This is a genomic window from Pseudoduganella aquatica, from assembly GCF_009857595.1.
In the GTDB taxonomy this organism is placed as follows: Bacteria; Pseudomonadota; Gammaproteobacteria; order Burkholderiales; family Burkholderiaceae_D; genus Rugamonas; species Rugamonas aquatica_A.
In genome coordinates, this window is record NZ_WWCU01000042.1 from 25,946 (window position 1) to 50,902 (window position 24,957).

23 protein-coding genes are annotated in these 24,957 nt (G+C 65.5%); 14 read left to right on the forward strand and 9 right to left on the reverse strand.

Annotated elements, in window-relative coordinates; translation table 11 throughout:
- Positions 1-9: 9 nt before the first annotated feature.
- Both GTP77_RS25370 and GTP77_RS25375 read right to left on the reverse strand, forming a co-directional pair.
- Positions 10-1,110: a porin gene (locus GTP77_RS25370; RefSeq protein WP_161074941.1), complete on the reverse strand. Its 1,101-nt coding sequence runs from the start codon at positions 1,108-1,110 to the stop codon at positions 10-12.
- 49 nt (positions 1,111-1,159) lie between these two features.
- Positions 1,160-2,506 (reverse strand): MFS transporter, encoded by a 1,347-nt coding sequence (locus GTP77_RS25375; RefSeq protein WP_161074942.1) that lies wholly within the window; start codon positions 2,504-2,506, stop codon positions 1,160-1,162.
- A 192-nt stretch (positions 2,507-2,698) separates the two neighbouring features.
- Here GTP77_RS25375 and GTP77_RS31300 point away from each other — a divergent pair, with 192 nt between their 5' ends.
- Together GTP77_RS31300 and GTP77_RS25385 are read left to right on the forward strand one after the other, a co-directional pair.
- Complete coding sequence (locus tag GTP77_RS31300; RefSeq protein ID WP_161074943.1) at positions 2,699-3,484, forward strand: redoxin family protein; 786 nt, start codon at positions 2,699-2,701, stop codon at positions 3,482-3,484.
- An 80-nt stretch (positions 3,485-3,564) separates the two neighbouring features.
- The gene (locus tag GTP77_RS25385) at positions 3,565-4,326 is read left to right on the forward strand and encodes an alpha/beta fold hydrolase (RefSeq protein ID WP_161074944.1); all 762 of its coding nucleotides are present in this window, start codon (positions 3,565-3,567) and stop codon (positions 4,324-4,326) included.
- 135 nt (positions 4,327-4,461) lie between these two features.
- On the opposite strand, the gene GTP77_RS25390 is transcribed toward GTP77_RS25385, so the two are convergent.
- A complete protein-coding gene (locus tag GTP77_RS25390; RefSeq protein WP_161074945.1) occupies positions 4,462-4,794 on the reverse strand; it encodes a CzcE family metal-binding protein in 333 nt (110 codons plus the stop codon).
- Positions 4,795-4,937: 143 nt separating this feature from the next.
- Between GTP77_RS25390 and GTP77_RS25395 the strand changes: the two genes are divergently transcribed.
- Both GTP77_RS25395 and GTP77_RS25400 read left to right on the forward strand, forming a co-directional pair.
- Positions 4,938-5,609 carry a heavy metal response regulator transcription factor gene (locus GTP77_RS25395; RefSeq protein ID WP_161074961.1) on the forward strand — a complete coding sequence of 224 codons (672 nt, stop codon included), beginning with the start codon at positions 4,938-4,940 and terminating at the stop codon, positions 5,607-5,609.
- Entirely contained in the window at positions 5,606-7,024 is a 1,419-nt protein-coding gene (locus GTP77_RS25400) for a heavy metal sensor histidine kinase (RefSeq protein ID WP_371869401.1), read from the forward strand. Before GTP77_RS25395 ends, GTP77_RS25400 begins: the two co-directional genes overlap by 4 nt.
- Here GTP77_RS25400 and GTP77_RS25405 read toward each other — a convergent pair.
- Positions 7,017-8,198, reverse strand: coding sequence for an MFS transporter (locus tag GTP77_RS25405; protein WP_161074946.1), 1,182 nt, complete (start codon positions 8,196-8,198; stop codon positions 7,017-7,019). The two genes, GTP77_RS25400 and GTP77_RS25405, sit on opposite strands and share 8 nt — an antisense overlap.
- 107 nt (positions 8,199-8,305) lie before the next feature.
- On the opposite strand from GTP77_RS25405, the gene GTP77_RS25410 reads away from it, so the two are divergent.
- Positions 8,306-8,833, forward strand: coding sequence for a winged helix-turn-helix transcriptional regulator (locus tag GTP77_RS25410; protein WP_187358849.1), 528 nt, complete (start codon positions 8,306-8,308; stop codon positions 8,831-8,833).
- 13 nt (positions 8,834-8,846) lie between these two features.
- On the forward strand, positions 8,847-9,206 hold the full coding sequence (locus tag GTP77_RS25415) for a hypothetical protein (protein WP_161074947.1): 360 nt from the start codon (positions 8,847-8,849) through the stop codon (positions 9,204-9,206).
- Between the two features lie 42 nt (positions 9,207-9,248).
- On the opposite strand, the gene GTP77_RS25420 is transcribed toward GTP77_RS25415, so the two are convergent.
- Entirely contained in the window at positions 9,249-10,382 is a 1,134-nt protein-coding gene (locus tag GTP77_RS25420) for a GNAT family N-acetyltransferase (RefSeq protein ID WP_161074948.1), read from the reverse strand.
- A 130-nt stretch (positions 10,383-10,512) separates the two neighbouring features.
- Here GTP77_RS25420 and GTP77_RS25425 point away from each other — a divergent pair, with 130 nt between their 5' ends.
- Positions 10,513-12,576: an NAD(+) synthase gene (locus tag GTP77_RS25425; RefSeq protein ID WP_161074949.1), complete on the forward strand. Its 2,064-nt coding sequence runs from the start codon at positions 10,513-10,515 to the stop codon at positions 12,574-12,576.
- A 23-nt stretch (positions 12,577-12,599) separates the two neighbouring features.
- Positions 12,600-12,938 (forward strand): P-II family nitrogen regulator, encoded by a 339-nt coding sequence (locus GTP77_RS25430; protein ID WP_019922031.1) that lies wholly within the window; start codon positions 12,600-12,602, stop codon positions 12,936-12,938.
- Between the two features lie 2 nt (positions 12,939-12,940).
- On the opposite strand, the gene GTP77_RS25435 is transcribed toward GTP77_RS25430, so the two are convergent.
- The 3 genes from GTP77_RS25435 to trxB form a co-directional block, all read right to left on the reverse strand.
- Complete coding sequence (locus tag GTP77_RS25435; protein WP_161074950.1) at positions 12,941-13,567, reverse strand: trimeric intracellular cation channel family protein; 627 nt, start codon at positions 13,565-13,567, stop codon at positions 12,941-12,943.
- Positions 13,568-13,744: 177 nt separating this feature from the next.
- Complete coding sequence (locus tag GTP77_RS25440; RefSeq protein WP_161074951.1) at positions 13,745-14,437, reverse strand: Smr/MutS family protein; 693 nt, start codon at positions 14,435-14,437, stop codon at positions 13,745-13,747.
- Positions 14,438-14,441: 4 nt separating this feature from the next.
- Entirely contained in the window at positions 14,442-15,395 is a 954-nt protein-coding gene (gene trxB / locus GTP77_RS25445) for a thioredoxin-disulfide reductase (protein WP_161074952.1), read from the reverse strand.
- Positions 15,396-15,594: 199 nt separating this feature from the next.
- On the opposite strand from trxB, the gene GTP77_RS25450 reads away from it, so the two are divergent.
- The 4 genes from GTP77_RS25450 (at position 15,595) to GTP77_RS25465 (ending at position 20,707) form a co-directional block, all read left to right on the forward strand.
- On the forward strand, positions 15,595-18,144 hold the full coding sequence (locus GTP77_RS25450; RefSeq protein ID WP_187358850.1) for a DNA translocase FtsK: 2,550 nt from the start codon (positions 15,595-15,597) through the stop codon (positions 18,142-18,144).
- An 11-nt stretch (positions 18,145-18,155) separates the two neighbouring features.
- The gene (gene lolA / locus GTP77_RS25455) at positions 18,156-18,785 is read left to right on the forward strand and encodes an outer membrane lipoprotein chaperone LolA (RefSeq protein WP_161074953.1); all 630 of its coding nucleotides are present in this window, start codon (positions 18,156-18,158) and stop codon (positions 18,783-18,785) included.
- 70 nt (positions 18,786-18,855) lie between these two features.
- Positions 18,856-20,163, forward strand: coding sequence for a replication-associated recombination protein A (locus GTP77_RS25460; RefSeq protein WP_161074965.1), 1,308 nt, complete (start codon positions 18,856-18,858; stop codon positions 20,161-20,163).
- 100 nt (positions 20,164-20,263) lie between these two features.
- Positions 20,264-20,707, forward strand: coding sequence for an Hsp20/alpha crystallin family protein (locus GTP77_RS25465; RefSeq protein ID WP_161074954.1), 444 nt, complete (start codon positions 20,264-20,266; stop codon positions 20,705-20,707).
- A gap of 5 nt (positions 20,708-20,712) precedes the next feature.
- Here the strand turns inward: GTP77_RS25465 and GTP77_RS25470 are convergent, their stop codons facing one another.
- Positions 20,713-21,594, reverse strand: a complete 882-nt coding sequence (locus GTP77_RS25470) for an alpha/beta hydrolase family protein (protein WP_161074955.1) — start codon at positions 21,592-21,594, stop codon at positions 20,713-20,715.
- A 358-nt stretch (positions 21,595-21,952) separates the two neighbouring features.
- Between GTP77_RS25470 and GTP77_RS25475 the strand changes: the two genes are divergently transcribed.
- Entirely contained in the window at positions 21,953-23,308 is a 1,356-nt protein-coding gene (locus tag GTP77_RS25475) for a nucleobase:cation symporter-2 family protein (protein ID WP_161074956.1), read from the forward strand.
- Between the two features lie 126 nt (positions 23,309-23,434).
- A complete protein-coding gene (locus tag GTP77_RS25480; RefSeq protein ID WP_161074957.1) occupies positions 23,435-24,811 on the forward strand; it encodes an 8-oxoguanine deaminase in 1,377 nt (458 codons plus the stop codon).
- The last annotated feature ends 146 nt before the right edge of the window (positions 24,812-24,957 follow it).

Here is a 24,957-nt window from a genome sequence, read left to right on the forward strand (position 1 = left end):
CCGCCGGCATCAAAACATATGCCGCACCCCTGCCGAGATGCCGGACTGGCTCAGCCCCGTGCCCACAGTGCCGCCGGCGTCGAGCGCGATGGCTGCGGCGCCGGCGTTCTTCATGTGGCCCAGCGAGGTGTACACGGCGGTGCGCCTGGACAGGAAGTAGGTCAGGCGCAGCACCGACAGCGTGGAGTCGTTGCCGCTGCCCTTCACGTCGTGGCGCGCAAGCTGGCCGTCGAGCTGCATCAGCGGCGACAGCGGATAGCTGGCGCCGATGTAGTACAGGTCCGATTCGAGGTCGTTGGCGCGCGTTGCCGCCACCTTCTTGCGGGCCATCACGCCTGCGCCTATCTTCGTTGCGCCCAGCATGGCGTAGCCGTTGACGGTGATGCGTTTGTCGTTGCTGTCGCTGGTGGTCAGCCCGGCCGCCGCGCCGGCGTTGCCGTACATGATGTCGTAGGTGGCGTTCAGGCCCCAGTCCTTGCTGTCGTAGCCCAGCAGTCCGGTAATCTGGCGGCAGGCTTTTGAATTGCCCGCCACTTCGCCGGCGCAGTTGGTGCCGCCCGGCCCGCCCGCCGAGGATGCGTCCCGCCCCAGGCTGTAGGTTGCGCCCACGGTGAAGCCGTTGAACGTGCCCAGATAGCCCACGGCGTTGTCGCTGCGGGCGTTGGGGATGTACAGGTCGATGCTGGACATGCTGAACAGATTGGGACCCAGCACGTCCGCCTTCGCTTGCGCCAGGAAGGTCATGTTGACCTGGCGGCCCAGCGTCAGCGTGCCCCACGCGCCTTTCAGGCCCACATTGGCCTGGCGGCCGAACAGGCGGTTGCCCTGGCCCACGGTGCCGGTGTCCAGGCTCACGCCGGTCTCCAGCGTGAACACGGCCTGCAGGCCGCCGCCCAGGTCCTCCACGCCACGGAAGCCCAGGCGGGAGGGCACGCTGCCGGTCAGGCCCGGCACCTTCACCATGGAGTTGCCCGCCGCGTTGGTGTTGGTGGTGTATGCCAGGCCGCTATCGAGGATGCCGTAGATGGTGACCTGGCTTTGCGCCATGGCCGGATGGATGATGGCGGCCAGCGCGGCGCACAGTGCTGCTTTTTTTACTGCTTTGTTCATCAAGTGTCTCCAGATTGTTGTTTTTTATGGGCGTGTTCAAACTTGCGGACTACGCCGCTTCGGCTTGCGCCGCCGTGACGCCGTGCGAGGCCGATGCCGAACGCTTCTGCCGTATCAGCGACACGGCGACAACGGCAATGGCGGCGGGGATGGCCATGGCCATGAAGTTCTGCTCCAGCGGCAGCTGCATGCCGACCAGCGTGCCGATGGCGATGGGCGCCAGGATGGCGCCGCTGCGGCCCACGCCGGAAGCCCAGCCTATGCCGGTGGCGCGGATGGCCATGGGATAGAACTGGCCCGCATAGGCGTAGGTGACGATCTGCGTCCCGATGGTGGAGGCGCCAGCCAGGCCCACCAGCAGGAACAGCACCTCAGTCGGCACTTTGTAGCCGAGCAGCGTGATGGAGACGCCGGCCAGCGCGTACATGCCGATCAACACATGCTTGATGTTGAAGCGGTCCGCCAGCCAGCCGCCGCCGACGGCGCCTATCACTGCGCCGAAGTTCAGCACCAGCACAAAGGTCAGCGCGGAGCCCAGGCTGTAGCCGGCGCTGGCCATCAGCTTGGTCAGCCAGGAACTGAGCGCGTACACCATGAACAGGCACATGAAGAAAGCCACCCAGAACATCACGGTGCTAAAGCCGCGCCCATCCTGGAACAGCTTGCGAATGGGAGCGCCCGCTGCGCTGTCGGCGGCGGGAATGGCGAAGCGGTCGCCGCTGGCGGGATGGTAGGACGGCTCCATGCGAGCCAGGATGGCTTTCAATTCAGGCAGGCGGTTCTCCCGGATCAGGAAGGGCATGGACTCCGGCATGAACTTCAAGATAAAGGGAATCAGCAGCACCGGCACGCCGGCCGCCAGGAACACGGACGACCAGCCGTAGGCTTCGATCAGCCCTTTGCCCAGCAGGGCTGCCAACATGCCGCCGACGGCGTAGCCGCTGAACATGAGCGTGACCATGGTGGAGCGGATTTTCCTGGGCGAGAACTCGGTCATCTGCGCCACCACATTCGGCATCACGCCGCCTATGCCCAGGCCGGCCAGGAAGCGCATGGCGCTGAAGGTGTAGGGATCGGTGGCGAAGCCCGCCGCTGCGGTGAACACGCTGAACAGGCCGATGCAGATGGCGATGGCGAGGCGGCGGCCGATCTTGTCGGCCACGGTGCCGAGGAAGATGGCGCCGAACATCATACCGAACAGCGCCGAGCTGACCATGAAGCCGGCATTCTGGGCGGTGACGCCCATTTCCTTCATGATGGAGGGCAGGGCGATGCCTGCGACGGCAAGGTCATAGCCGTCGCAGATGATGATGATGGCGCACCAGAACAGCACGCCGGCGTGGAAGCGCGTGAAGCGCGCTCCGTCCGACAGCTTGTGAACGTCGATTTGTTGCATGGTTTAGTCTCCTGAAAGCCCCGGTTAGTAGTTTTGAAATGGGGACATTCGGAGGATAGATATACCTTGCAGCGCCGTCCAAGACCGATTTGGTAGCTTTTCGATACCCTCGAAGTATTACATTGATGACCTTTCCGGCGGGAGCGCCGCGCGCGTGCTATCGTGCGCCCGTGAACGGAACGAGGAGCGCATGTGTTTTCTGTGAATGTGGGACCGCTGGTGCTGCAGGCCAGCCACCTGTTGCTGGCCATGGCGTTCGGCATCGCCGCCGGCGTGGGCTATCTGGTGGGGCGCAAGAACAAGGTGAACGTCACCGGCATATTGCTGGATATGGCGCTCGCTGCGCTGGTGGCGGGGCGCATCGCCTTCGTCGTTACGCGGTTTGACGATTTCCGCAGCGCGCCCTGGTGGGCGGTGTTCGACTTCCGCGACGGCGGCGGCAACTGGCCTGCGGCCATCGCGGGCGGCCTTGCGGTGGCGGTCTGGCGCTGCTGGCGCAAGCCGCAGCTGCAAGCGCCGCTGGCTGCGGGCTTGATCGCGGCGTTGTTCGCGTGGGACATGTCCGGCTCGGCCATTGCCTTGCGCAGTCCGCAGGGAGCGGCAGCCCCGGCCGCCATCCGCCAGTTCGCTGGCGGCAAGCCGATGGTGGTGAACTTCTGGGCCAGCTGGTGCCCGCCGTGCCGGCGCGAGATGCCGGTGCTGGCGAAGATGCAGCAGCAGCGCCGCGACGTGGCCTTTGTCTTCGTCAACGAGGACGCCGAAGCGGCGGCGGGGCAGGGCTTCCTGGCCGAACGCGGCTTCACCGTGGCCAATACCGTGCATGACGCGGACGGGAAGATCGCGCACGGGGTGGGCGCTTCCGCTTTCCCTACCACGCTGTTCTACGGTGCGGACGGCAAGCTGGCCAGCCTGCACATCGGCGAGTTGTCGCAAGCCTCGCTCAATGCCTATCTCGAAAAAATCGCGCCGCCGCTGTAACCTTTTTGTAATTTGCGGGTCATGTTTGGGTCATGCGCCGGTTTCTATACTGGGTTTTTCAACCAGAAAAGGACAGGACCATGAAACGCTCAATTTTCGCGGCTGCGGCCGCAGCCATGCTGGCCAGCGGCTTTGCCTCTGCCGCTCCGGCCGCCCCGACCGTGCCCTCCGTGCGCAACGTCGTGCTGGTGCACGGCGCGTATGCCGACGGCTCCGGCTGGAACGAGGTGATCGCGCGCCTGCAGAAGGCTGGCATGCATGTGACCTCGGTGCAGAATCCCCTGACCTCGCTGGCGGACGACGCCGACGCCACGCGCCGCGTGCTGGCGCTGCAGGACGGGCCGACCATCCTGGTGGGCCACTCGTGGGCCGGCACGGTGATCAGCGAAACCGGCAACGATCCGAAAGTGAAGGCGCTGGTCTACTTGGCGGCGCGCGCGCCGGACGTGGGCGAGGACTACGCCGCACTGGCCGCCCAATTCCCTGCCGCGCCAGCCGCAGCGGGCCTGGTGAAATCGCCGGATGGTTTCGCCCAGCTGAGCGAGCAGGCTTTCGTGCGCGACTTCGCAGGAGACCTGGACCCGGCGCAGGCGCGCGTGTTGTATGCAGGCCAGGGCCGCATTTCGCAGACCCTGTTCGCCAGCCGCACCACGCAGGCGGCCTGGAAAAACAAGCCAAGCTACTACGCCATCTCCCTGCAAGACCGCACCACCTCGCCCGAGCTGGAACGCTTCGTCGCCAATCGCATGGGCGCCAAGACGATAGAGCTGAACTCCAGCCACGTATCGATGATTTCCCATCCCGACGAAATCGCCAATCTGATACTGGAAGCTGCAAAGTAAGAGGGCCAGACGCCGGAAGCCCCGGCGCGTTCACGAAACATCGTGGCGCGCCGGGGCTTCTTTGCGTTTTGGCGGCAATGAAAAATGCGTAGGGCGGGTTAGCAGCGCAGCTGCGTAACCCGCCATTGCGGCCTATCAGCGATACAGCGGATTCGCTCCCACATAAACCACAACCTTGGGGTCCACGCTGCCCGCCGGCGCGATTTTCGCCAGGTGGAAAGCGCTTTCGCCTGTCAGCGTGTCAAAATGCCAGGTGAAACGTTCCCCGCTGGCGGTCTTGAATTCCACCGTATCGCCGTTGTCGACGTTGACGCCGGCGGTTGCTGCGGTCAGCGTCACGGTGCGCTGGGCGTTGGCGGACGCCACGGCCTTGCCGTAGACAGCGGTGCCGTTGGTGGAAGCGAAAGCGCCGGTGGAAGCGGCAGCCAGTGCGGCGGTCAGTGCCGCCATGCGAAGTGCGTTAAACATGGTGTATTCCTTTGGTTGGGAGTTGGCTTGTCACGGTTCCCATGCTAACGAGGCGCCACTGACGCGAAGATGACGCGCAAATTACAGCTTTGTAATCCAAATCGCGGCCGGAAAAGCCGACAATGTCCCGTCTGGAGGGCATGATGAAAATACTGGTGGTGGAAGACGAACCGAAGGCCGGCGATTACCTGGTCAAGGGCTTGCAGGAGTCCGGCTACGTGGCGGACCTGGCGCGCAATGGCGTGGACGGCCTGGCGCTGGCGCTGGAACTGGACTATGAGCTGATCGTGCTGGACGTGATGCTGCCGCAAATGGACGGCTGGGCGGTGCTGGCCAAGCTGCGCGAGCGCAAGCAGACCCCGGTGCTGTTCCTCACCGCGCGCGACGACGTCGTGGACCGTGTAAAAGGCCTGGAACTGGGCGCGGACGACTACCTCGTGAAGCCCTTCGCCTTCGCCGAACTGCTGGCCCGCATCAAGACGCTGATGCGCCGTGGCCCGGTGCGCGAGATGGAGCTGATACGCGTGGCCGACCTGGAAATCGACGTGCTGCGCCGCCGCGTTACGCGCCAGTCCGCGCGCATAGAGCTGACGGCCAAGGAATTCGCGCTGCTGCACCTGCTGGCCAAGCGCCAGGGCGAGGTGCTGTCGCGTACGCAGATCGCTTCCATGGTGTGGGATATGAACTTCGATTCGGACACCAACGTGGTGGACGTCGCGGTGCGCCGCCTGCGCGCCAAGATAGACGACCCTTACGAGGCCAAGCTGATACAGACCGTGCGCGGCATGGGCTATCTGCTGGAGCACCGGCCGTGAGCGCCGCCCCCACGAGCGCCGCCGCAATGCGCCTGCTGCCGCTGTCGCTGACGGTGCGGGTGGCGCTAATGCTGGCGGCGGTGGCCATCGCCACCTTCCTGGCCGCAGGCGCCTATCTGTACCAGACGCTGGCCAGCCAGATGTACTACCGCGACGACGTGGAACTGGTGAACAAGGCCACGCAGATCCGCCGCATCGTGGCCAGCCTGCCGTCGCCGCAGGCTATCGTGCAGGATCAGCGTCCGCTGGTGGAAACCCTGTCCGGCCACAACGACTTCATGCTGCGCGTGCGCGGCCCAGCGGGCGAGCGGCTGCTGCAAACGTCCATCACCTCGCGCCCGTTGCCGAAGATCGCCAGCGTGCCCGCGCAGAACGCGCTGACGCTGGACGATATCCACGACTGGGTGCCGGAGCAGGGCAGCGGACGCATGGTCAGCGCCCTGGGCCTGGCCGGCGGCGAACCGGTGGAAATCACGCTGGCGCGCGAGCGCTCCGACCGGCTGCGCATCCTCAAGCGCTACGGTGCGGACCTGCTGCTGGCGCTGGCCGGCGGCGCGGCGCTGGCGGCGCTGCTGGGCTACGCCATCGTGCGCCACAGCATGCGCAGCGTGCGCTCGCTGATCGGCAAGGCCAACGACATCAACGCCAGCCGGCTCAACACGCGCTTGTCGGTGCGCGACGCGCCGGCCGAGCTGCGCGAAATGGGCGCGGCCTTCAACGCCATGCTGGACCGGCTGGAAGAGGGCGTGCAGCGCCTGTCCGGCTTTGCCGCCGACCTGGCGCACGACCTGCGCACGCCGCTCAACACGCTGATGGTGGAAACCCAGGTGGCGCTGTCGCGCCCGCGCACGGTGGAGGAATACCAGGCGCTGCTCGCATCCAACTCGGAAGAATACGAGCGGCTGGCGCGCATGATAGAGAACACGCTGTTCCTGGCGCGCGTGGACAACGCGCAGCTGGCCTTGCAGCGCGAAACGCTGGACCTGCGCGCCGAGCTGCTGCGCATCCACGACTATTTTGAAATCCTGGCCGAAGACGTGGGCGTGCGATTGGCGGTGGACGTGCCGGCGCTGGAGTTGCAGGTCGATCCCGTGCTGCTGCAGCGCGCCGTCAACAATCTGGTCTCGAACGCGATCCGCTACACGCCTGCGGGCGGCGAGGTGCGGCTGTCCGCTCGGCGCGTGCAGCGCGGCGTGGAGCTGGCCGTCAGCAATACCGGCCCCGGCATCGCCCCCGAGCACCTGCCGCGCATCTTCGACCGCTACTACCGCGCCGACGCGGCCCGCTCCAGCCAGGCCCACTCGGCAGGGCTGGGCCTGTCCATCGTGCGCGCCATCATGCAGCTGCACGGCGGCGAGGTGCGCGTGGAAAGCGTGCCTGGCGGCAGCACGACTTTCTTCCTGTGCTTTAATTGACGGCTGCGGCCAGCGGCCGCACCACGGCCTGTTCCTTGCGGATCAGCCGGTCCGCCAGCCTGGCAATGATGAAGGCGGCGGCCAGCAGGGCCGCGCCCACCAGGCCGATCTGGTGCCGGTCCAGGAAGGTGATGCTGGCCGCGCCGATCACGCCCGCCGCCGACACGCCCACATACAGCGCCGCCGAGTTCAGCCCCAGCAGCAGCGGCGCGGACGCCGGCGCCAGGCTGATCAGGCGGTGCTGCTGCGGCACCAGCAAGCCCCAGCCGCACACGCCCCACACCACGATGGACAGCGCCGCGCTCCACAGGTGCGCAGCGGCCCAGGGCAGCAGCGCGAAGTTGACGGTGGCGAGCGCCAGCGCGCCGTAGATGATGGTGCGGCTGCCGAAACGGTCCGTCAGCTTGCCCGCGCTCAGGTTGCCCACGGTGGCGGCCACGCCCCACAGCAGCAGCAAGCCTGCCAGTACTTCCGTCCTGCCGCCGGTGACGCGGTCGAAGGTCACGCCGATATAGGTGTACACGGCGAACATGCCGGAATAGGCGGCCAGCGTGGTCAACAGCGTCAGCAGCACGCGGCTGTCTTTCAGCGGCGCGAGGCGCTGGCGCAGCGTGACGGCGGGCAGGGCGGGGATGGCGGGCAGCATGGCGTAGACGGCCACGCTGGCGATCAGGCCCACGATGGTCACGAACCACATGGTGGCGCGCCAGTCGCCCAGGCCGCTGATGAAGGTGCCGATGGGCGAGCCGAAGGCGGTGGCGCTGGTCAGCCCGGCGATGACGATGGCCAGCGCCTGGGCGCGCTTCTCGGGCGGCACCAGCGAGGCGCCGGTGGCCGTGGCGGTGGGGCTGAACATGGCCGCGCCCAGGCCGGCGATCAGGCGGCTGGCCAGCACCCATTCTATGGACGGCGCCACCGCCGTGATCAGATTACCCAGCACAAACACCACCAGCCCCGTCAGCAGCAGGCGCTTGCGCGGCCAGTGCGCCGCCGTGGCCGCCACCACCGGCGACAGCAGCGCATAGCTCAGCGCATACAAAGTCACCATCTGCCCGGCCACCCCTATCGACACCCCCAGCGACTGCGACACCTGGGGAAGTATGCCGGCCACGACAAAGCTGTCTGTGCCGATGGCGAACATGCCCGCTGCCAGCACGATCAAACGACGATCCATGGTACTGCTCCTTAGAAAGCGCGCCTTTGCAGGCAAAATTTTAGTTTCATTATGCAACTTAGCAGATAAAGTTGCGTTATGCAACTGATGGATTTAGAATCGTCCGCATGCAACGTAAAACTTTCGATGGCATGAACTGCTCAATAGCCCGCGCGCTCGACCAGGTTGGCGAGTGGTGGAGCCTGCTTATCATTCGCGAATGCACGCTGGGCACGACGCGTTTTGACGAATTCCAGGAGAGGCTGGGCATTGCCCGCAATATCCTGACCAGCCGGCTGAACCGGCTGACCGAGCTGGGCATACTGGAAAAATCGGCGATCGAAGGTCATGAGCGCCGCCAGGGCTACCGGATGACGCCCAAAGGCGAGGAACTGTTCCCGGTGCTGCTGGCCCTGCTGCAGTGGGGGGACAAATGGGCGCCGGGGCCGAACGGCGGCTCGGTGCGCTATGTGGAGCGGGAGAATGGCCGGGAAGTGGCGCCGGTTGGCCCCAAGTCGGCCGACGGCCGCCCGCTGGGCCTGCGCGACCTGCGCATGATGCCGGGACCGGGCGCCACCGCGTCCACCCAGGCCAGGATAGACGCCCGCAACGCGGCGGTGCTAGGTGAAAGCGAGGCGCAAGGTGCAGATCATTGATTTTCCGGCCCTGATGAAGCTGGCCCTAAGCTCGGCGGCGGTCAGCGCGAAATGCAGCTGCAGCAGTGTGCCGCTGCTGGCCTGGCAAAGCCTGCCGACATCGCTGGATCTGGCACAGCTGGCCGAAGTGGGCACGCTGGTGGAGGATCCCTACGAAGAGCCGACCTTCAAGGAATACCACCCCAAGGGCACGCGCTACGAAAGCGAAGACGCGCCCATCGCACCGCGCTACTACCCCGCCAATCTCAGCCAGGTGCTGCGCTGCCAGGTTTGCGGCCGCCACTACCTGCGCTACAACGAAGCAGGCGGCTACTTCACCGAACTGCGCATGCGCGCCCTGCGCCCCGAGCTGCTGGTGGATGCAGCCCCGTAGGGCGGGTTAGCGCGCAAGCGCGTAACCCGCCAGCGCCGCCCGCTACGCGCGGAACGGATTGCGCTCATTCAGCTCGCTGATGTAATCATCAATCCCGCCGCTCTCGCGTTCCAGGAAGCGCTCGACCGCGTCCGCAAAGGCAGGATGCGCCAGCCAGTGCGCCGACCACGTCTTCTGCGGCAGGAAACCGCGCGCCATCTTGTGCTCGCCCTGCGCGCCGCCTTCAAACGTGGCGATGCCGTTGGCGATGCAGAACTCCAGCGGCTGGTAATAAGCCGTCTCAAAGTGCAGGCAAGGCACATGCTCGTCCGCGCCCCAATAGCGGCCATAGAGCGTGTCCTCCGTATGGATCACCAGCGACGAAGCAATGGCGCGGCCCGCGCGCTCGGCCACTACCAGCAAAATATTGCCCGGCATGGCGGCGCCTATGCGCTGGAAGAAATCCAGGTTCAGATACGGCGACGAGCGGTGCTCGGCGTAGGTGTTCGAATAGCAGCGATGGAAAAAGCGCCAGTCCGCGTCGGTGGCGTCGCGGCCGCGTATCTGGCGCATGGTCACGCCGGCTTCGCGCACCTTGCGGCGTTCGGCGCGGATGTTCTTGCGCTTCTTGTGCTCCAGCGTGGACAGGAACTGTTCAAAGTCCGTGTAGCCCTGGTTCAGCCAGTGGAACTGCACGCCGCTGCGCAGCATAAATCCCGCCTCGTGCAGCTGCATGGCCTGCTCCTCCGGCGGATACAGCACGTGCGTGGACGAGATGTCCGCCGCTTTCTGCTGCGCCTTCAGCAGCGCGACCAGTGCCGCGCGGGCCTGGCCGTCGCGCGCCAGCAGGCGGCCGCCGGTGACCGGCGTGAACGGAATGGCCGACAGCAGCTTGGGGTAGTACTCGATACCGTTGCGGTGGTAGGCGTCCGCCCAGGCCCAGTCGAACACGTATTCGCCGTAGGAGTGCGATTTCACGTAGAGCGGCATGGCGGCGGCCAGCTCGCCGCCGTCCCGCAGCGCCAGATACTGCGGCTGCCATCCGGTCTCCGCGCTGGCGCTGCCGGATTCGTGCATCGCATGCAGGAAGGCGTAGGACAGGAAGGGATTGGTTTCGCCCTGCGCGGCCAGCAGGCCGTTCCAAGCGGCTTCGCCGACTTCGGCGAGGGAGGAAATAACGTCGGGGCGGTAGCTCATGAGAGGCATTTTACGCAAAATCGCCGATGTGGGTCGAACGCGGCGGCATTCGGTGGCATTCAGGGGCAACTTTGCACGAATGGTAAGGGCGAATGCTAAAATCGGCTTATCCATAGAGGAAGCCCGTCTTATGCCGCACGCACCGCAGTCATTCTTCAATCTGTATTCCCACGATTTCGCGCGCCTGAGCGTGGCCGTGCCGCGCTGCCGCGTGGCCGATCCGGCCTACAACGCCGCCGAAACCGTCAAACTGGCCCGGCAGGCCGCCGCCAAGGGCGCCGCGCTGGTGGCGTTCACGGAGCTGGGCATCTCGGCCTACACCTGCGACGACCTGTTCCACCAGCGCGCGCTGCTGGAAGGCTGCCTGGCCGGGCTGCAGACCGTCCTGGAGGCGTCCAGGTCCATCAGCGCCGCGCTGATCGTCGGCGTGCCGCTGCGGGTGGACCACCAGCTGTTCAATTGCGCGGTCGTGCTGTCCGGCGGGCGTATCCACGGCGTGGTGCCGAAATCCTATCTGCCCAACTACGGCGAGTTCTACGAGGCGCGCCAGTTCAGCGCGGGCGACGAGGCCATCTCCACCGAGATATCGCTGCTGGGCCAGACCGTGCCTTTCGGTTCGGCGCTGCTGTTCGAGGTCGAGAACCTTCCGCTGTTCAAATTCCACGTCGAGATCTGCGAGGACGTGTGGGTGCCGATTCCGCCGTCGTCCTTCGCCGCGCTGGCCGGGGCGACCGTGCTGGTGAACCTGTCCGCATCCAATGTGGTGGTGGGCAAGGCGGACTACCGCCACCAGCTGGTGAGCCAGCAGTCGGCGCGCTGCCTGTCGGCGTATCTGTATTCGTCGGCGGGGCGGGGCGAGTCCACCACCGACCTGGCCTGGGACGGCCAGGCGCTGATCTGCGAAAACGGCGAGCTGCTGTCCGAAGCCGAGCGCTTCCAGGACGAGTCGCACCTGATCTACGCGGACGTGGACCTGGAGCGCCTGTCGCGCGAGCGCATGCGCCAGACCACCTTCGGCCAGTCCATGCGCCGCCACCGCCAGGAAGTGGCGGCTTTCCGCACCGTGCGCTTTGCGCTGGACCTGCCGGCGCAGCCGGTTCTGGCGCTGGAGCGCAATGTGGCGCGCTTCCCTTACGTGCCGGCCAATCCAGCCTTGCGCGACAAGCGCTGCAACGAGGTCTACAACATCCAGGTGCAGGCGCTGGTGCAGCGCCTGTCCTCGTCCAATATCAAAAAGGTGGTGATCGGCATTTCCGGCGGCCTCGATTCCACGCACGCGCTGCTGGTGTGCGCCAAGGCGATGGACAGGCTGAATCTGCCGCGCACCAATATCGTCGGCGTCACCATGCCGGGCTTCGCCACCAGCGCGCGCACCTTGCTGCAGGCGCGCCAGCTGATGGAGTTCGTGGGCTGCAGCGCGTCCGAGATCGATATCCGCCCGAGCTGCATCCAGATGATGAAGGACATCGGCCACCCGTTCTCGGACGGCGAGCCGCAGTACGACATCACCTTCGAGAACGTGCAGGCGGGCGAGCGCACCAGCCATTTGTTCCGGCTGGCGAACTTCCACAACGGCATCGTGATCGGCACCGGCGACCTGAGCGAGCTGGCGCTGGGCTGGTGCACCTACGGCGTGGGCGACCATATGTCGCATTACAACGTCAACGCCAGCGTGCCCAAGACCCTGATTTCCCACCTGGTGCGCTGGGTGGCCGAGAGCCGCCAGTTCGGCGAACAGGACTCGGCGGTGCTGCTGGCCGTGGTCGACACCGAGATCAGCCCCGAACTCGTGCCGGGCAAGGCGGACGACGGCGCGCCGGCCCAAATTACCGAAAGTGTGATTGGGCCATACGAATTGCAGGACTTCAACTTATACTACACGCTGCGCTTCGGGTTCTCGCCGTCAAAAGTGGCGTTCCTGGCCCATGCCGCGTGGCGTGACCGCAGCATCGGCGGCTGGCCTAACGAGGCGCACGTGGTGCGCAATCAGTACGCACTAAAGGATATCAAGCACAATCTGGGCATCTTCCTGCGCCGCTTCTTCCAGACCAGCCAGTTCAAGCGCACCTGCGTGCCGAACGGCCCCAAGGTGGGATCGGGCGGATCGCTGTCGCCGCGCGGCGACTGGCGCGCCCCCAGCGATTCGGAATCCGTGGTGTGGATGGAAGAGTTGAAGAACGTGCCGGACGCATAACCGTAATCAAATAGGAGAACCCCATGAAGCAGATCACCGCAGTAATCAAACCGTTCAAACTGGACGAAGTCCGCGAAGCGCTGGCCGAAGTGAACGTCACCGGCCTGACCGTGACGGAAGTGAAGGGCTTTGGCCGCCAGAAGGGCCACACCGAGCTGTATCGCGGCGCGGAATACGTGGTGGACTTCCTGCCGAAAGTGAAAGTGGAAGTGGTGGTGGACGACGGCGTGGCCGAGCAGGTGGTGGACGCCATCATCAAGGCGGCGCGCACCGGCAAGATCGGCGACGGCAAGATCTTCGTGCAGAACGTGGAGCAGGTGATACGCATCCGTACCGGCGAGACCGGCCCGGACGCGGTCTAAGTTCAGGGGCGGCCCAGCCGCATATCGAACTTCCAGGTCAGCAAGCGCATGACGGTAATCGCCGTGGCGCTTGACCACAGTGCGAAATCGTCCGACACGGACGTTTTCTGCATCACGATGTACATCCAGCAGCCGATGAAGGCGCAGATGGCGTAGGGTTTGCCGTCGCGGAATACCATCGGCACTTCGTTGCAGACGATGTCGCGCAGCACGCCGCCGAAGATGCCGGTGATCACGCCCATCATGGAGGCGATGAAGATGGGCATATTGGCCTGCTGCGCCTGCGACACGCCGGCCACGGCGAACAGGCCCAGGCCGACGGCGTCGGCCACCACGATCACGCGTTCGGAGACGATCTGGCGCAGCGTGCGTATCAGCGGCGTGGCGATCAGGGCCAGCACGAAGATGAGGATGGCGTATTCCTGATGCTGCACCCAGAACAGCGGGCGCTTGTCGAGCAGGATGTCGCGCAGCGTGCCGCCGCCGAAGGCCGCGATAAAGGCCACGGTGAACACGCCCACCAGGTCCATGCGCTTGCGGCGCGCCTCAATGAAGCCAGAAATCGCCCCGACCAGGATAGCCACAACTTCGATGATGGTGATCAGGGAGACGTGCGGGATGTGCTTCATTTACTGTGGGATTGGCAAAGTTGCTAATTCCCACAGGTTAACATGCGCAACACGAGGACGGATAGGGGTATTTGGTGCCGCTATGGCGGGTTGCGCGGCTGCGCCGCTAACCCGCCCTACGATGACGGTTGCAATCGCGTAGGGCGGGTTAGGTGCGGCGCACCGTAACCCGCCGTCTCAGCGCCGCTCGGGCTGCAGGGCCGCGCGCAGCAGGACAATGAGGGCGCCTTCGCCGCCGTCGGACGGACGGGCCTGGCAGAACGCCACCACTTCCTTTTGCACCAGCCAGCTGTGCACCATGGACTTGAGCACCGGCTCCTGGCCGCGCGAGCCGAAGCCGCGGCCGTGGATCACGCACACGCAGCGCATGCCGCGCTGGTTGGCGCGGGTCAGGAAGGCGCCCAGCGCGTCGCGCGCGCCGTCGCGGTTCAGGCCGTGCAGGTCCAGCTCGTCCTGCACCGGCCAGTAGCCCTTGCGCATCTTTTTCACCACATCGGGGCCGACGCCGGGCGCCGCGTAGTTCAGCGCTGGGTCTTCTTCCATGTAGTGGTCCACCTCGAACAGGTCGGACAGGGACTCCTGCAGCACGGCCGCGTCGTCCTGGCGCTGTTCTTCCGGCGTCAGCGGACCGCGTTTCTTTGCCGCCGCCAGCGCCTTGGCCGACACCACCGGGGCCGGCTGGTGCACATAGCGGTTCTGCTCGGGCATGCGCTGCACCTGGCCCAGCGTGTTGCGGAAGATGTTCGCTTCCGCCGCCGCCACCTTTTCGCGCTTGGCGCGCTCGGCCTCGGCGGCCGCGCGCGCCTCGCCCTGTTCCTTCAGCTGCTTGCCGAGGGATTTCAGGTCGGCAAAGTCCTTCAGTCCCGCCATGCCCTTACTCCTGGCCTTCCAGGTAGCGCTGGGCGTCCAGCGCGGCCATGCAGCCGGTGCCGGCGCTGGTGATGGCCTGGCGGTAGATGTGGTCCTGCACGTCGCCGGCGGCGAACACGCCCGGCGCGGTGGTGGCCGTGGCCATGCCCTCGGTGCCGGTCTTGGTCTTGATGTAGCCGTTGTGCATTTCCAGCTGGCCTTCGAAGATGCCGGTGTTCGGCTTGTGGCCAATCGCCACGAACAGGCCGTGCACCTTGATCTTGGTCTGCGCGCCGTCGGCGGTGGCGGCCAGGGTCAGGCCGGTGACGCCGCCTTCGTCGCCCGTCACTTCTTCCAGCGTGTGGTTCAGTTTCAGCTCGATCTTGCCTTCGGCGACCTTGGCCATCAGGCGGTCGATCAGGATGGCCTCGGCGCGGAACTTGTCGCGGCGGTGCACCAGCGTGACCTTGGTGGCGATATTGGACAGGTACAGCGCCTCCTCGACGGCGGTGTTGCCGCCGCCGATGACGGCCACTTCCTGGCCACGGTAGAAGAAGCCGTCGCAGGTGGCGCAGGCGGACACGCCGCGGCCCATGAATTCCTGCTCGGACGGCAGGCCCAGGTACTGGGCCGAGGCGCCGGTGGCGATAATCAGGGTGTCGCAGGTGTACTCGGCGCTGTCGCCGATCAGGCGGATCGGCTTTTCGCTCAGCTTGGCCGTGTGGATGTGGTCAAACACGATCTGCGTGTTGAAGCGCTCGGCGTGCTGCAGGAAGCGCTGCATCAGGTCCGGGCCTTGCACGCCCATCGGGTCGGCAGGCCAGTTTTCCACGTCGGTGGTGGTCATCAGCTGGCCGCCCTGTTCCACGCCGGTCACCAGCATGGGGTTCAGATTGGCGCGCGCGGCGTAAATGGCGGCGCTGTAGCCGGCTGGGCCAGAGCCGAGAATCAAAACGCGGGCGTGTTTGGTAGTGGTCATGGAAGGCTTCTTAGTAAATTGGATAAACCGCAGTTGGGGGCAGGCGCGGCGATAACAATGCCGGCGAGCAAAGACAGAATTATAGTCCAAGCAGGGAAACTGGTTGAATTGGGAGGCCGCTTCCTATGGAGATGGCTTAGAATACCCACAAATGGCTAGCGCCCTATGGTGCGCCCGCAAAAATCTTATAAAAGTATCAATGCCTAAAACGAGAGAACAGCCTGCAAAGCAGCCCCCGGCAAAACAGCAGCCGACGAAGCAGCAGCCGATAAGCTATACCCGCACGCCTACCGAACGCCAGCCGCTGCCGAACCGGCTGGTGCGGCTGTTGTCGGAGGCGCGCTGGTTCGCGCTGGCGGCGCTGGCGCTGTACTTTCTGCTCATTATGGTCAGCTACAACAAGGCCGACCCGGGCTGGTCCCATTCCAATGTGGTGCCCAAGGTGTACAACCTGGGCGGCCGCGCCGGCGCGTGGATGAGCGACCTGATGCTCTACATCTTCGGCCTGTCGGCCTGGTGGTGGTGCGTGTGGCTGCTGCGCGCGGTGTGGAGCGGCTACCGCCGCCTGACCCGCAAATTCGTCACCAAGGAAGAGGAAGACGACGAGCACCGCCACGAGGGCCTGATACGCGTGATCGGCTTCGCCTTCCTGCTGGTGGGCAGCCTGGGCCTGGAATTCCTGCGCATGTACACGCTGAAGGTGCAACTGCCGCTGGCGCCGGGCGGGGTGCTGGGCAAGGTGATCGGCCACGGCGCGCACGTCGGCCTGGGCTTTACCGGCGCCACGCTGCTGATGCTGCTGCTGTTCGGGCTGGGCTTCAGCCTGTTCTTCCATGTCTCCTGGCTGGCCGTGGCCGAGCGCATCGGCGGCTTTATCGAGGACTGCGGCGAGTGGGTGATGCACCGCTACCAGGACCGCGAAGACCGCCGCCAGGGCGAGCGCGCCACCGTGCTGCGCGAGGAAGTGGTGGTCAGCGAGCGCGCCAAGCATATCGAAAAACACGTGGAAAAACCGGTGCGCGCCGAGCCGCGCATGGACGCCGCGCCGTCGTTCAAGGCGCCTGCTCCTGCCGCCGGCCTGGCCGGCGCCATGGGCGCGGACGCCTACGACGGCGATGCCGCGCGTCCGCAGCCCACCGTGGCGCCGGAGAAGTTCGCCGCGCCGGTGCCGGTGAAGATCGAGCAGCAGGTGACGTCCGTGGTGCCGTCCGAGCGCGCCGTCAAGGAGCGCCAGGGCGCGCTGTTCCAGGACTCCCGCCCCGGCGACCTGCCGCCGCTGTCGCTGCTGGACGACGCGCCACAGACCCAGGAAACCGTGGCGGTGGAAACGCTGGAGTTCACCAGCCGCCTGATCGAGAAGAAGCTGTCGGACTTCGGCGTGGAAGCGCGCGTCGTGGCCGCTTATCCCGGCCCGGTGGTGACGCGCTACGAAATCGAACCGGCCACGGGCGTGAAAGGCTCGCAGATCGTGAACCTGGCGCGCGACCTGGCGCGTTCGCTGTCGCTCACCTCCATCCGCGTGGTCGAAACCATCCCCGGCAAGAACTACATGGCGCTGGAGTTGCCCAATCCCAAGCGCCAGATTGTGCGCCTGAGCGAGATCGTCGGCTCCAAGGTCTACCACGACAACGCCTCGCCGCTGACCGTGGCGCTGGGCAAGGACATCGCCGGCAAGCCGGTGGTGGCCGACCTGGCCAAGATGCCGCACTTGCTGGTGGCCGGTACCACCGGCTCGGGTAAATCGGTGGGCATCAACGCCACCATCCTGTCGCTGCTGTACAAGTCCGACCCGGCCGACGTGCGCATGATACTGATCGACCCGAAGATGCTGGAGATGTCGGTCTACGAAGGCATTCCGCACCTGCTGGCGCCGGTGGTGACCGATATGCGCCAGGCCGGCCACGCGCTGAACTGGGCCGTGAACGAGATGGAACGCCGCTACAAGCTGATGTCCAAGCTGGGCGTGCGCAACCTGGCCGGCTACAACGCCAAGATCGCCGAGGCGGCCAAGCGCGAGGAGCACATTCCGAATCCCTTCAGCATCACGCCGGATTCGCCCGAGCCGCTGGAGAAGCTGCCCACCATCGTCATTATCATCGACGAGCTGGCCGACCTGATGATGGTGGTCGGCAAGAAGGTGGAAGAACTGATCGCCCGTATCGCGCAGAAAGCGCGCGCGGCCGGCCTGCACTTGATTTTGGCCACGCAGCGCCCATCTGTAGACGTGATCACCGGCCTGATCAAGGCCAATATCCCGACCCGTATCGCCTTCCAGGTGTCGTCCAAGATCGACTCGCGCACCATTCTGGACCAGATGGGCGCGGAAGCGCTGCTGGGCATGGGCGACATGCTTTACATGCCGCCCGGCACCGGCCTGCCGGTGCGCGTGCACGGCGCCTTCGTGTCGGACGACGAGGTGCACCGCGTGGTCAAGCATTTGAAACAGCAGGGCGAACCGAATTATATTGACGGCATCCTCGAAGGCGGCACGCTGGAAGGCGAGGGCGGCGGCGAAGGCGGCGCGGCAGGCGGCGAGGGCGGCGGCGAAGCCGACCCGATGTACGACCAGGCGGTGCAGGTGGTGTTGAAAAACCGCCGCGCCTCCATTTCGCTGGTGCAGCGCCACTTGCGCATCGGCTACAACCGCGCGGCCCGCCTGCTGGAGCAGATGGAACAGAGCGGCGTGGTATCGCCCATGCAGTCGAACGGCAACCGCGACATCCTGGTGCCGGCCGCCAGCGCAGAATAAAAGGACACAGCATGACCCCACTGAAAACGATCGCCACCACCGCAGCCGCCTTCGCGGCCTCGCTACTGCTGGCCGGCGCGGCCCAGGCTGCCGCGCTGGAGCAGTTCAAGACCTTCGTCAGCAGCACCAAGTCGGCGCGCGGCGAGTTCACGCAGCGCCAGGTGAAGGGCGGCAAGAGCTCCAACACCGCCAGCGGCACGTTTGAGTTCGCGCGTCCCGGCAAGTTCATCTGGACCTACCTCAAGCCTTATGACCAGCTGCTGCAGGCCGACGGCGAACAGCTCTACATCTACGACAAGGACCTGAACCAGGTCACGGTGAAGAAGCTGGGCAATGCGCTGGGCTCGTCGCCGGCCGCCATCCTGTTCGGCAGCAACGACCTGGAAAAGAACTTCACCTTGTCCGAAGCGGGCGCGCGCGACGGCCTGGAATGGCTGAAAGCCGTGCCGAAAACGCCGGACTCCACCTTTGAGCAGATCACCATCGGCCTGCGCAACGGCACGCCGGAAGCGATGGAGCTGAAGGACAACTTCGGCTCCATGTCCGTGCTGAGCTTCAGCAAGTTCGAGAAAAACCCGCAAGTGGGCGCCGCGCACTACAAGTTTGTGATGCCCAAGGGCGTGGAAATTTCGCAGCAATAAGGAATAAATGCGCCGTCTGCTTGCGCGCGCGCAAACGCCGCGCGCGCGGCCGCCGCTACAGTAAAGCATGATGGACGACCTTTTTAAAACCGAACCCCGCGCGCCCTTGGCCGAAGCCCTGCGTCCGAAAACCATGGACGAAGTGATCGGCCAGCAGCATCTGCTGGGCGAGGGCAAGCCGCTGCGCCTGGCCTTCCAGGCCGGCAAGCCGCATTCCATGATCTTGTGGGGACCGCCCGGCGTGGGCAAGACCACGCTGGCGCGCCTGACCGCCAACGCCTTCGACGCCGAGTTCATCGCCCTGTCCGCCGTGTTCGCGGGCGTGAAGGACATCCGCGCCGCCATGGAGCAGGCCCAGCAGAACCTGGACCGCCACGGCAAGCACACCCTGCTGTTTGTGGACGAGATCCACCGCTTCAACAAATCCCAGCAGGACGCCTTGCTGCCCTTCGTCGAGTCCGGCCTGGTCACCTTTATCGGCGCCACCACCGAGAACCCCAGCTTTGAAGTGAACTCGGCATTGCTGTCGCGCGCCCAGGTCTACGTGCTGAAGTCGCTCAGCGACGAGGAAATGCGCCAGCTGCTGGCCAAGGCGCAGAAGGAAGCGCTGCCGCACCTGAAGTTCGACGACGCGGCCGCCGACACCCTGGTCGGCTACGCGGACGGCGACGCGCGCCGCTTCCTGAACCTGCTGGAGCAGGCCGACAACGCCGCCTCGTCGGCCGGCGTGCAGAAGATAGACGCCAAGTTCGTGGAAAACGCCATGACCTTGAACGCGCGCCGCTTCGACAAGGGCGGCGACAACTTCTACGACCAGATTTCGGCGCTGCACAAGTCCGTGCGCGGCTCCAATCCGGACGGCGCGCTGTACTGGTTCTGCCGCATGATAGACGGCGGCGCGGACCCGCGCTACCTGTCGCGCCGCATCGTGCGCATGGCCTGGGAAGACATCGGCCTGGCCGACCCGCGCGCCCTCACCATGGCCAACGACGCGGCCGCCACCTATGAACGGCTGGGCTCGCCGGAAGGCGAACTGGCGCTGGGCCAGGCCGTGATCTACCTGGCCATCGCCGCCAAGAGCAACGCCGGCTACAACGCCTTCAACCAGGCCATGGCCTTCGTGAAGCGCGACAAGTCGCGCGAAGTGCCGGTGCACCTGCGCAACGCGCCGACCAAGCTGATGAAAGAGCTGGGCTACGGCCACGAATACCGCTACGCCCACGACGAGCCGCACGCCTACGCGGCCGGCGAAACCTATCTGCCGGACGGCATGGCCGAGCCCGGCTGGTACCAGCCCGTCCCGCGCGGCCTGGAAAGCAAGATCGCCGACAAGCTGGCCTTCCTGCGCAGCCTGGACGACGACGCGCGCGGCAAGTAAGCCGCCGTGCGCGCGCACGTTTGACGCAGATCAAAGGCGCCGGGCCTTGCGGTCGCCATGCTATTCAACTCCACTACAACCCCCACAAGGAGAAAATACCATGGCTAGCAACCTTTCCCGTTTCACCCCCTTCGGCGACTTGGCGCGCTTCGACCCTTTCCGCGATATCGAACGTTTTTTCGATGAATTCGAGCGCCAGAGCGTGCAGCCGGATCTGGCGCGCAGCATGCGCATGGACGTGTCGGAGACCGACCAGACTTACACGGTGCGGGCTGAAATGCCGGGCTTCGAGAAGGAGGACATCAACGTCTCCATCGACGGCAGCACCGTCACCATCCGCGCCAAGCATGACGAGCAGAAACAGCAGCCCCAGACAGGCACCATGATGCGCAGCGAACGCTTCCACGGCGAGCACTATCGCAGCTTTACGCTGCCGCAGGAAGTGGACGACCAGCAAGCCACTGCCACCTGCAGCAACGGCGTGCTGGAGCTGACCTTGCCCAAGAAGACCGGCGGCCACAGCCGGCAGCTGCAGATCCAGTGACCCCCTTACACGGCTGACAGCGTGCGGCGCAGGAAGACGGTCACGTCGGCGAACAGCGCGGGCTGGACGGCCTCGCGGTCGAAGCCCGGCGGGTCTTGCGAAGGCTTGAAATTGGGCCGCGTCATCTCCGGCGGAAACTTGCTCATGAAAGCGAAGTGGCCGCCGCCGGGGACGTCCACATGCTCCACCAGGGCCGCATCCGGCACGCCGTTGATGATGTGATGCGCGTGCGAGACGGGCGTGATGTCGTCCTTCTCGCCGGTGCGTATCAGGATGGGCACGCGCACCTGCGACAGGGCGCCTTCCGGGAACCAGAACGTGGCCGGATTCAGCAGCACCAGCGCCCGCACGCGCGCGTCCGGCCGCACGGGAACAGGGGAGGGCGGCGCCCCCTTGTTCTCGCGCGGCCCGGTCCAGGGCTGGCCGCCGGCCACCGCCAGCGCCGTATAAGCGCCGATGGAATGCCCGATCAGCGCCACCCCGCCGGGCGCAATATGCGCGCCGACAACGCCATCGGCCAGCGCCGCGCCGATGCACAATGAAATATGGCGCGGCCGGTTCGCCAGGTTGGCGGCGGTGCCGGCCAGCGAATTGTCCAGGCGCGTATTGCCCGTATGGGAGGGCAGCGCCACCACAAAGCCCGCCAGCGCCAAATGCCTGGCCAGCTGGCGGTAAGCCCAGGGCGTGCCTGAATTCCCGTGCGACAACACCACCAGCGGCCATGTCCCCGCCACCGGCGCCGCATCGCGCGCCACCTCCAGGCCATACGGCCCGAAATGCGTCAGCGCCTCCGTCCCCACGGCCGGGTAAAGCAGGGCCAGCGGCACCATCGCGCCCTGCACGGCGTCATGCACCTCCATCAAGCGGCAGCCACAGGCAAATGTCATGCATGGTCTCCAAATAAGCGAACTAAACAGTCGGGGTCAGTTCCACCATCCTGCCATAAATGACGCGATGCGAGAACTGACCCCGCTTGTGGTTTTTGCAATACGATATTTGCGGTATGCATAGATTGTATACAAAATCGGTTGACAACTTTTTCAGCACTGGGCATCATCGATTGCATGGAACGCGGCCGCAGAGCCGCGTGTAAGCATCCCAGTGGAGTGTCCACAAGACCCTCCATCCCGCCTCGCAGTACGACCTCGCCACGATAAAAACAGACGCCACGATCTGCGCGGTGAGGCATGCCGGATAGCACCGGAACAAGTAGTTCACGACACAACATCAATGATGGAGACACAAATGAACAAGCTGCTATTCCAAGTGGACGACCGTCCACCCCTCATCACCACCACCCTGCTGGCCGCCCAGCACATGCTCGCTGCGCTGGGCGGCATCATCGCCGTGCCGCTGGTGGTGGGCGCCGTCCTCAAACTGCCGGCCGACCAGATCGTGGCCCTGATCAACGCGGCGCTGCTCGGCTCGGGCATCGTCACCATCATCCAGTGCAAGGGCGTCGGCCCGATCGGCATCCGCTTGCCTTGCGTCATGGGCACCAGCTTCGCCTTCGTCGGCGCGGCCATCAGCATCGGCCTGGAACACGGCGTGCCCGGCATTCTCGGCTCCTCGCTGGCCGGTTCGGTGGTGATGATAATCGGCTCCTGCTTCATGCCGCAGATCCGCAAACTGTTCCCGCACGCCGTGACCGCCGTGGTGGTCACCATGATAGGCTTGTCGCTGGTGCCGGTCGCCATCGACTGGGCCGCTGGCGGCAAGGGTTCGGGCGCGCACTACGGCGATCCGATCAACCTCGGCATTGCGCTGTTCGTGCTGGTGACGGTGATCGCGCTGGTGCAGTACGGTAAAGGCATCTTCTCGGCCGCCGCCGTGGTGCTGGGCATGTTCGTCGGCTACCTGGTGTGCGTGGCCATGGGCCTGGTGGATTTCTCGTCGGTGCAGAAGGCCGCCGCGTTCTCGCTGCCGCAGCCCTTCGCGCACGGCATGACCTTCCCCATCAGCGGCATCGTCGCCATGGGCGTGGCCTACGTGGTCACCATGGTGGAAACCACCGGCACCTTTATGGCGCTGGGCTCGGCCACCAACACCAAGATGCGCGGCAAGACGCTGGCGCGCGGCGTGCTGTGCGACGGCGTGGGCTCGGCCTGCGTCGCCATGCTGGGCAGCCCGCCGGTATCGACCTTTGCGCAGAACGTGGGCGTGATCTCGCTGACCGGCGTGGCCAGTCGCCATGTGGTGGCCCTGACCGGCGTGATGCTGGCGCTGGCCGGCCTGTTCCCGGTGTTGGGCGCCATGGTGGTCACGATTCCGCAGCCGGTGCTGGGCGGCGCGGGCCTGATGATGTTCGCCATGATTATCGCCGCCGGCGTGCAGATGCTGAGCAAAGTGGAGCACAGCAAGCGCACCGGCATTATCATTGCCGTCTCCATCGGCTGCGGCCTGGCCGTCAGCGTGCGGCCGGAGCTGCTGGCCAAGCTGCCGGCTTTCGTGCACGAGATCTTCGGTTCCGGCATCAGCACCGCCGCCATCGTGGCCGTGACGCTGAACCTGATCTTGCCGGAGCGTCCGGTGGAAGCGAGCGACGACGACGAGGAGGACGTGCCCCAGCCCATGCTGGTAAAAAAGCTTGAGGCGGCCTGACTTCCTCGCCGCCTCCCCGCAGTAAAGCCCCGCGCCGGTGACGACCACCCGGCGCGGTTTTGACATTGTTTCCGCAGTGCCCGCGCATTGTTTCCGCAGTGTTTAATCATTCCTATGGACCTGAAAATGACTAAAACTCTCTTGATCAAAAACGCGCGCGTGGTGGTGACCATGGACGAGCAGCGCCGCGAAATCGACAACGGCGCAGTGTTCGTGCGGGACAATGTGATCGAGCAGGTGGGCTTCACGGCCGACCTGCCGCAGCACGCCGACGAGGTGATCGACGCCACTGGCCAGCTCGTCATGCCCGGCCTGGTGAACACCCACCACCATATGTACCAGAGCCTGACGCGCGTGATCCCGTCCGCGCAGAACGGGGAGCTGTTCAACTGGCTCACCAATCTGTATCCGATCTGGGCCAACCTCACCGGCGAGATGGTGCACGTGTCCACGCTGACGGCCATGTCGGAGCTGATGCTGTCCGGCTGTACCACCAGCAGCGACCATCTCTACATCTACCCCAACGGCTGCCGCCTGGACGATAGCATCGAGGCCGCGCGCAAGATAGGCATGCGCTTCCACGCCGCGCGCGGCTCCATGAGCGTGGGCCAGTCCAAGGGCGGCCTGCCGCCGGACCGCGTGGTGGAGGAGGAGGGTGCCATCCTCAGGGATACGCAGCGCCTGATCGAGACCTATCACGACGCGGGCCGCTACGCCATGCAGCGCATCGTGGTGGCGCCGTGTTCGCCGTTTTCGGTGTCGCGCGACCTGATGAAGGAAGCGGCCACGATGGCGCGCAGCTACGGCGTGTCGCTGCACACCCATCTGGCCGAGAACGTGAACGACATCGCCTACAGCCGCGAGAAATTCAATATGACGCCGGCCGAATACGCCGAGGACTGCGGCTGGGTGGGGCATGACGTGTGGCACGCGCACTGCGTGCAGCTGGATGACGACGGGGTCTACCTGTTCGCCCAAACCGGCACCGGCATTGCGCATTGCCCCTGCTCGAATATGCGGCTCGCTTCCGGCATCGCGCCGATACGCAAGATGGTGGATGCGGGCGTGCCAGTGGGGCTGGGCGTGGACGGCTGCGCGTCCAACGACGCGGGCCATATGCTGGGCGAGGTGCGGCAGGCCATGCTGCTGCAGCGCGTGGGCTTTGGCCCGGATGCGATGACCGCGCGCCAGGCGCTGGAACTGGCCACGCTGGGCGGCGCCAAGGTGCTTAACCGGGACGATATCGGCGCGCTCAAGCCGGGCATGGCGGCGGATATCATCACCTTCAGGCTGGACCAGATCGGCTTTGCGGGGGCGCTGCATGATCCGGTGGCGGCGCTGGTGTTCTGCACGCCGTCGAATGTGACGCACAGCGTTATCAACGGCCGGGTGGTGGTGCGGGATGGACTGCTGCAGACCGTGGATCTGCCGATTGTGATAGAGCGCCACAACACGCTGGCGCGCGAGCTGGCGCTGGCTACCGGGACGCGCAGGGCCGCGTGATCGGCGGGTTACGCCTTCGGCTAACCCGCCCTTGTATTATTCCATCTGCCCCGAAAACGGAACGTCGGGGCAGAGCAACTGGATGCCGTACCCGCCCTTGGTCGCCAAGACCGTGATGTAGATTTCGCAGCAGTTGCTCTTATTCC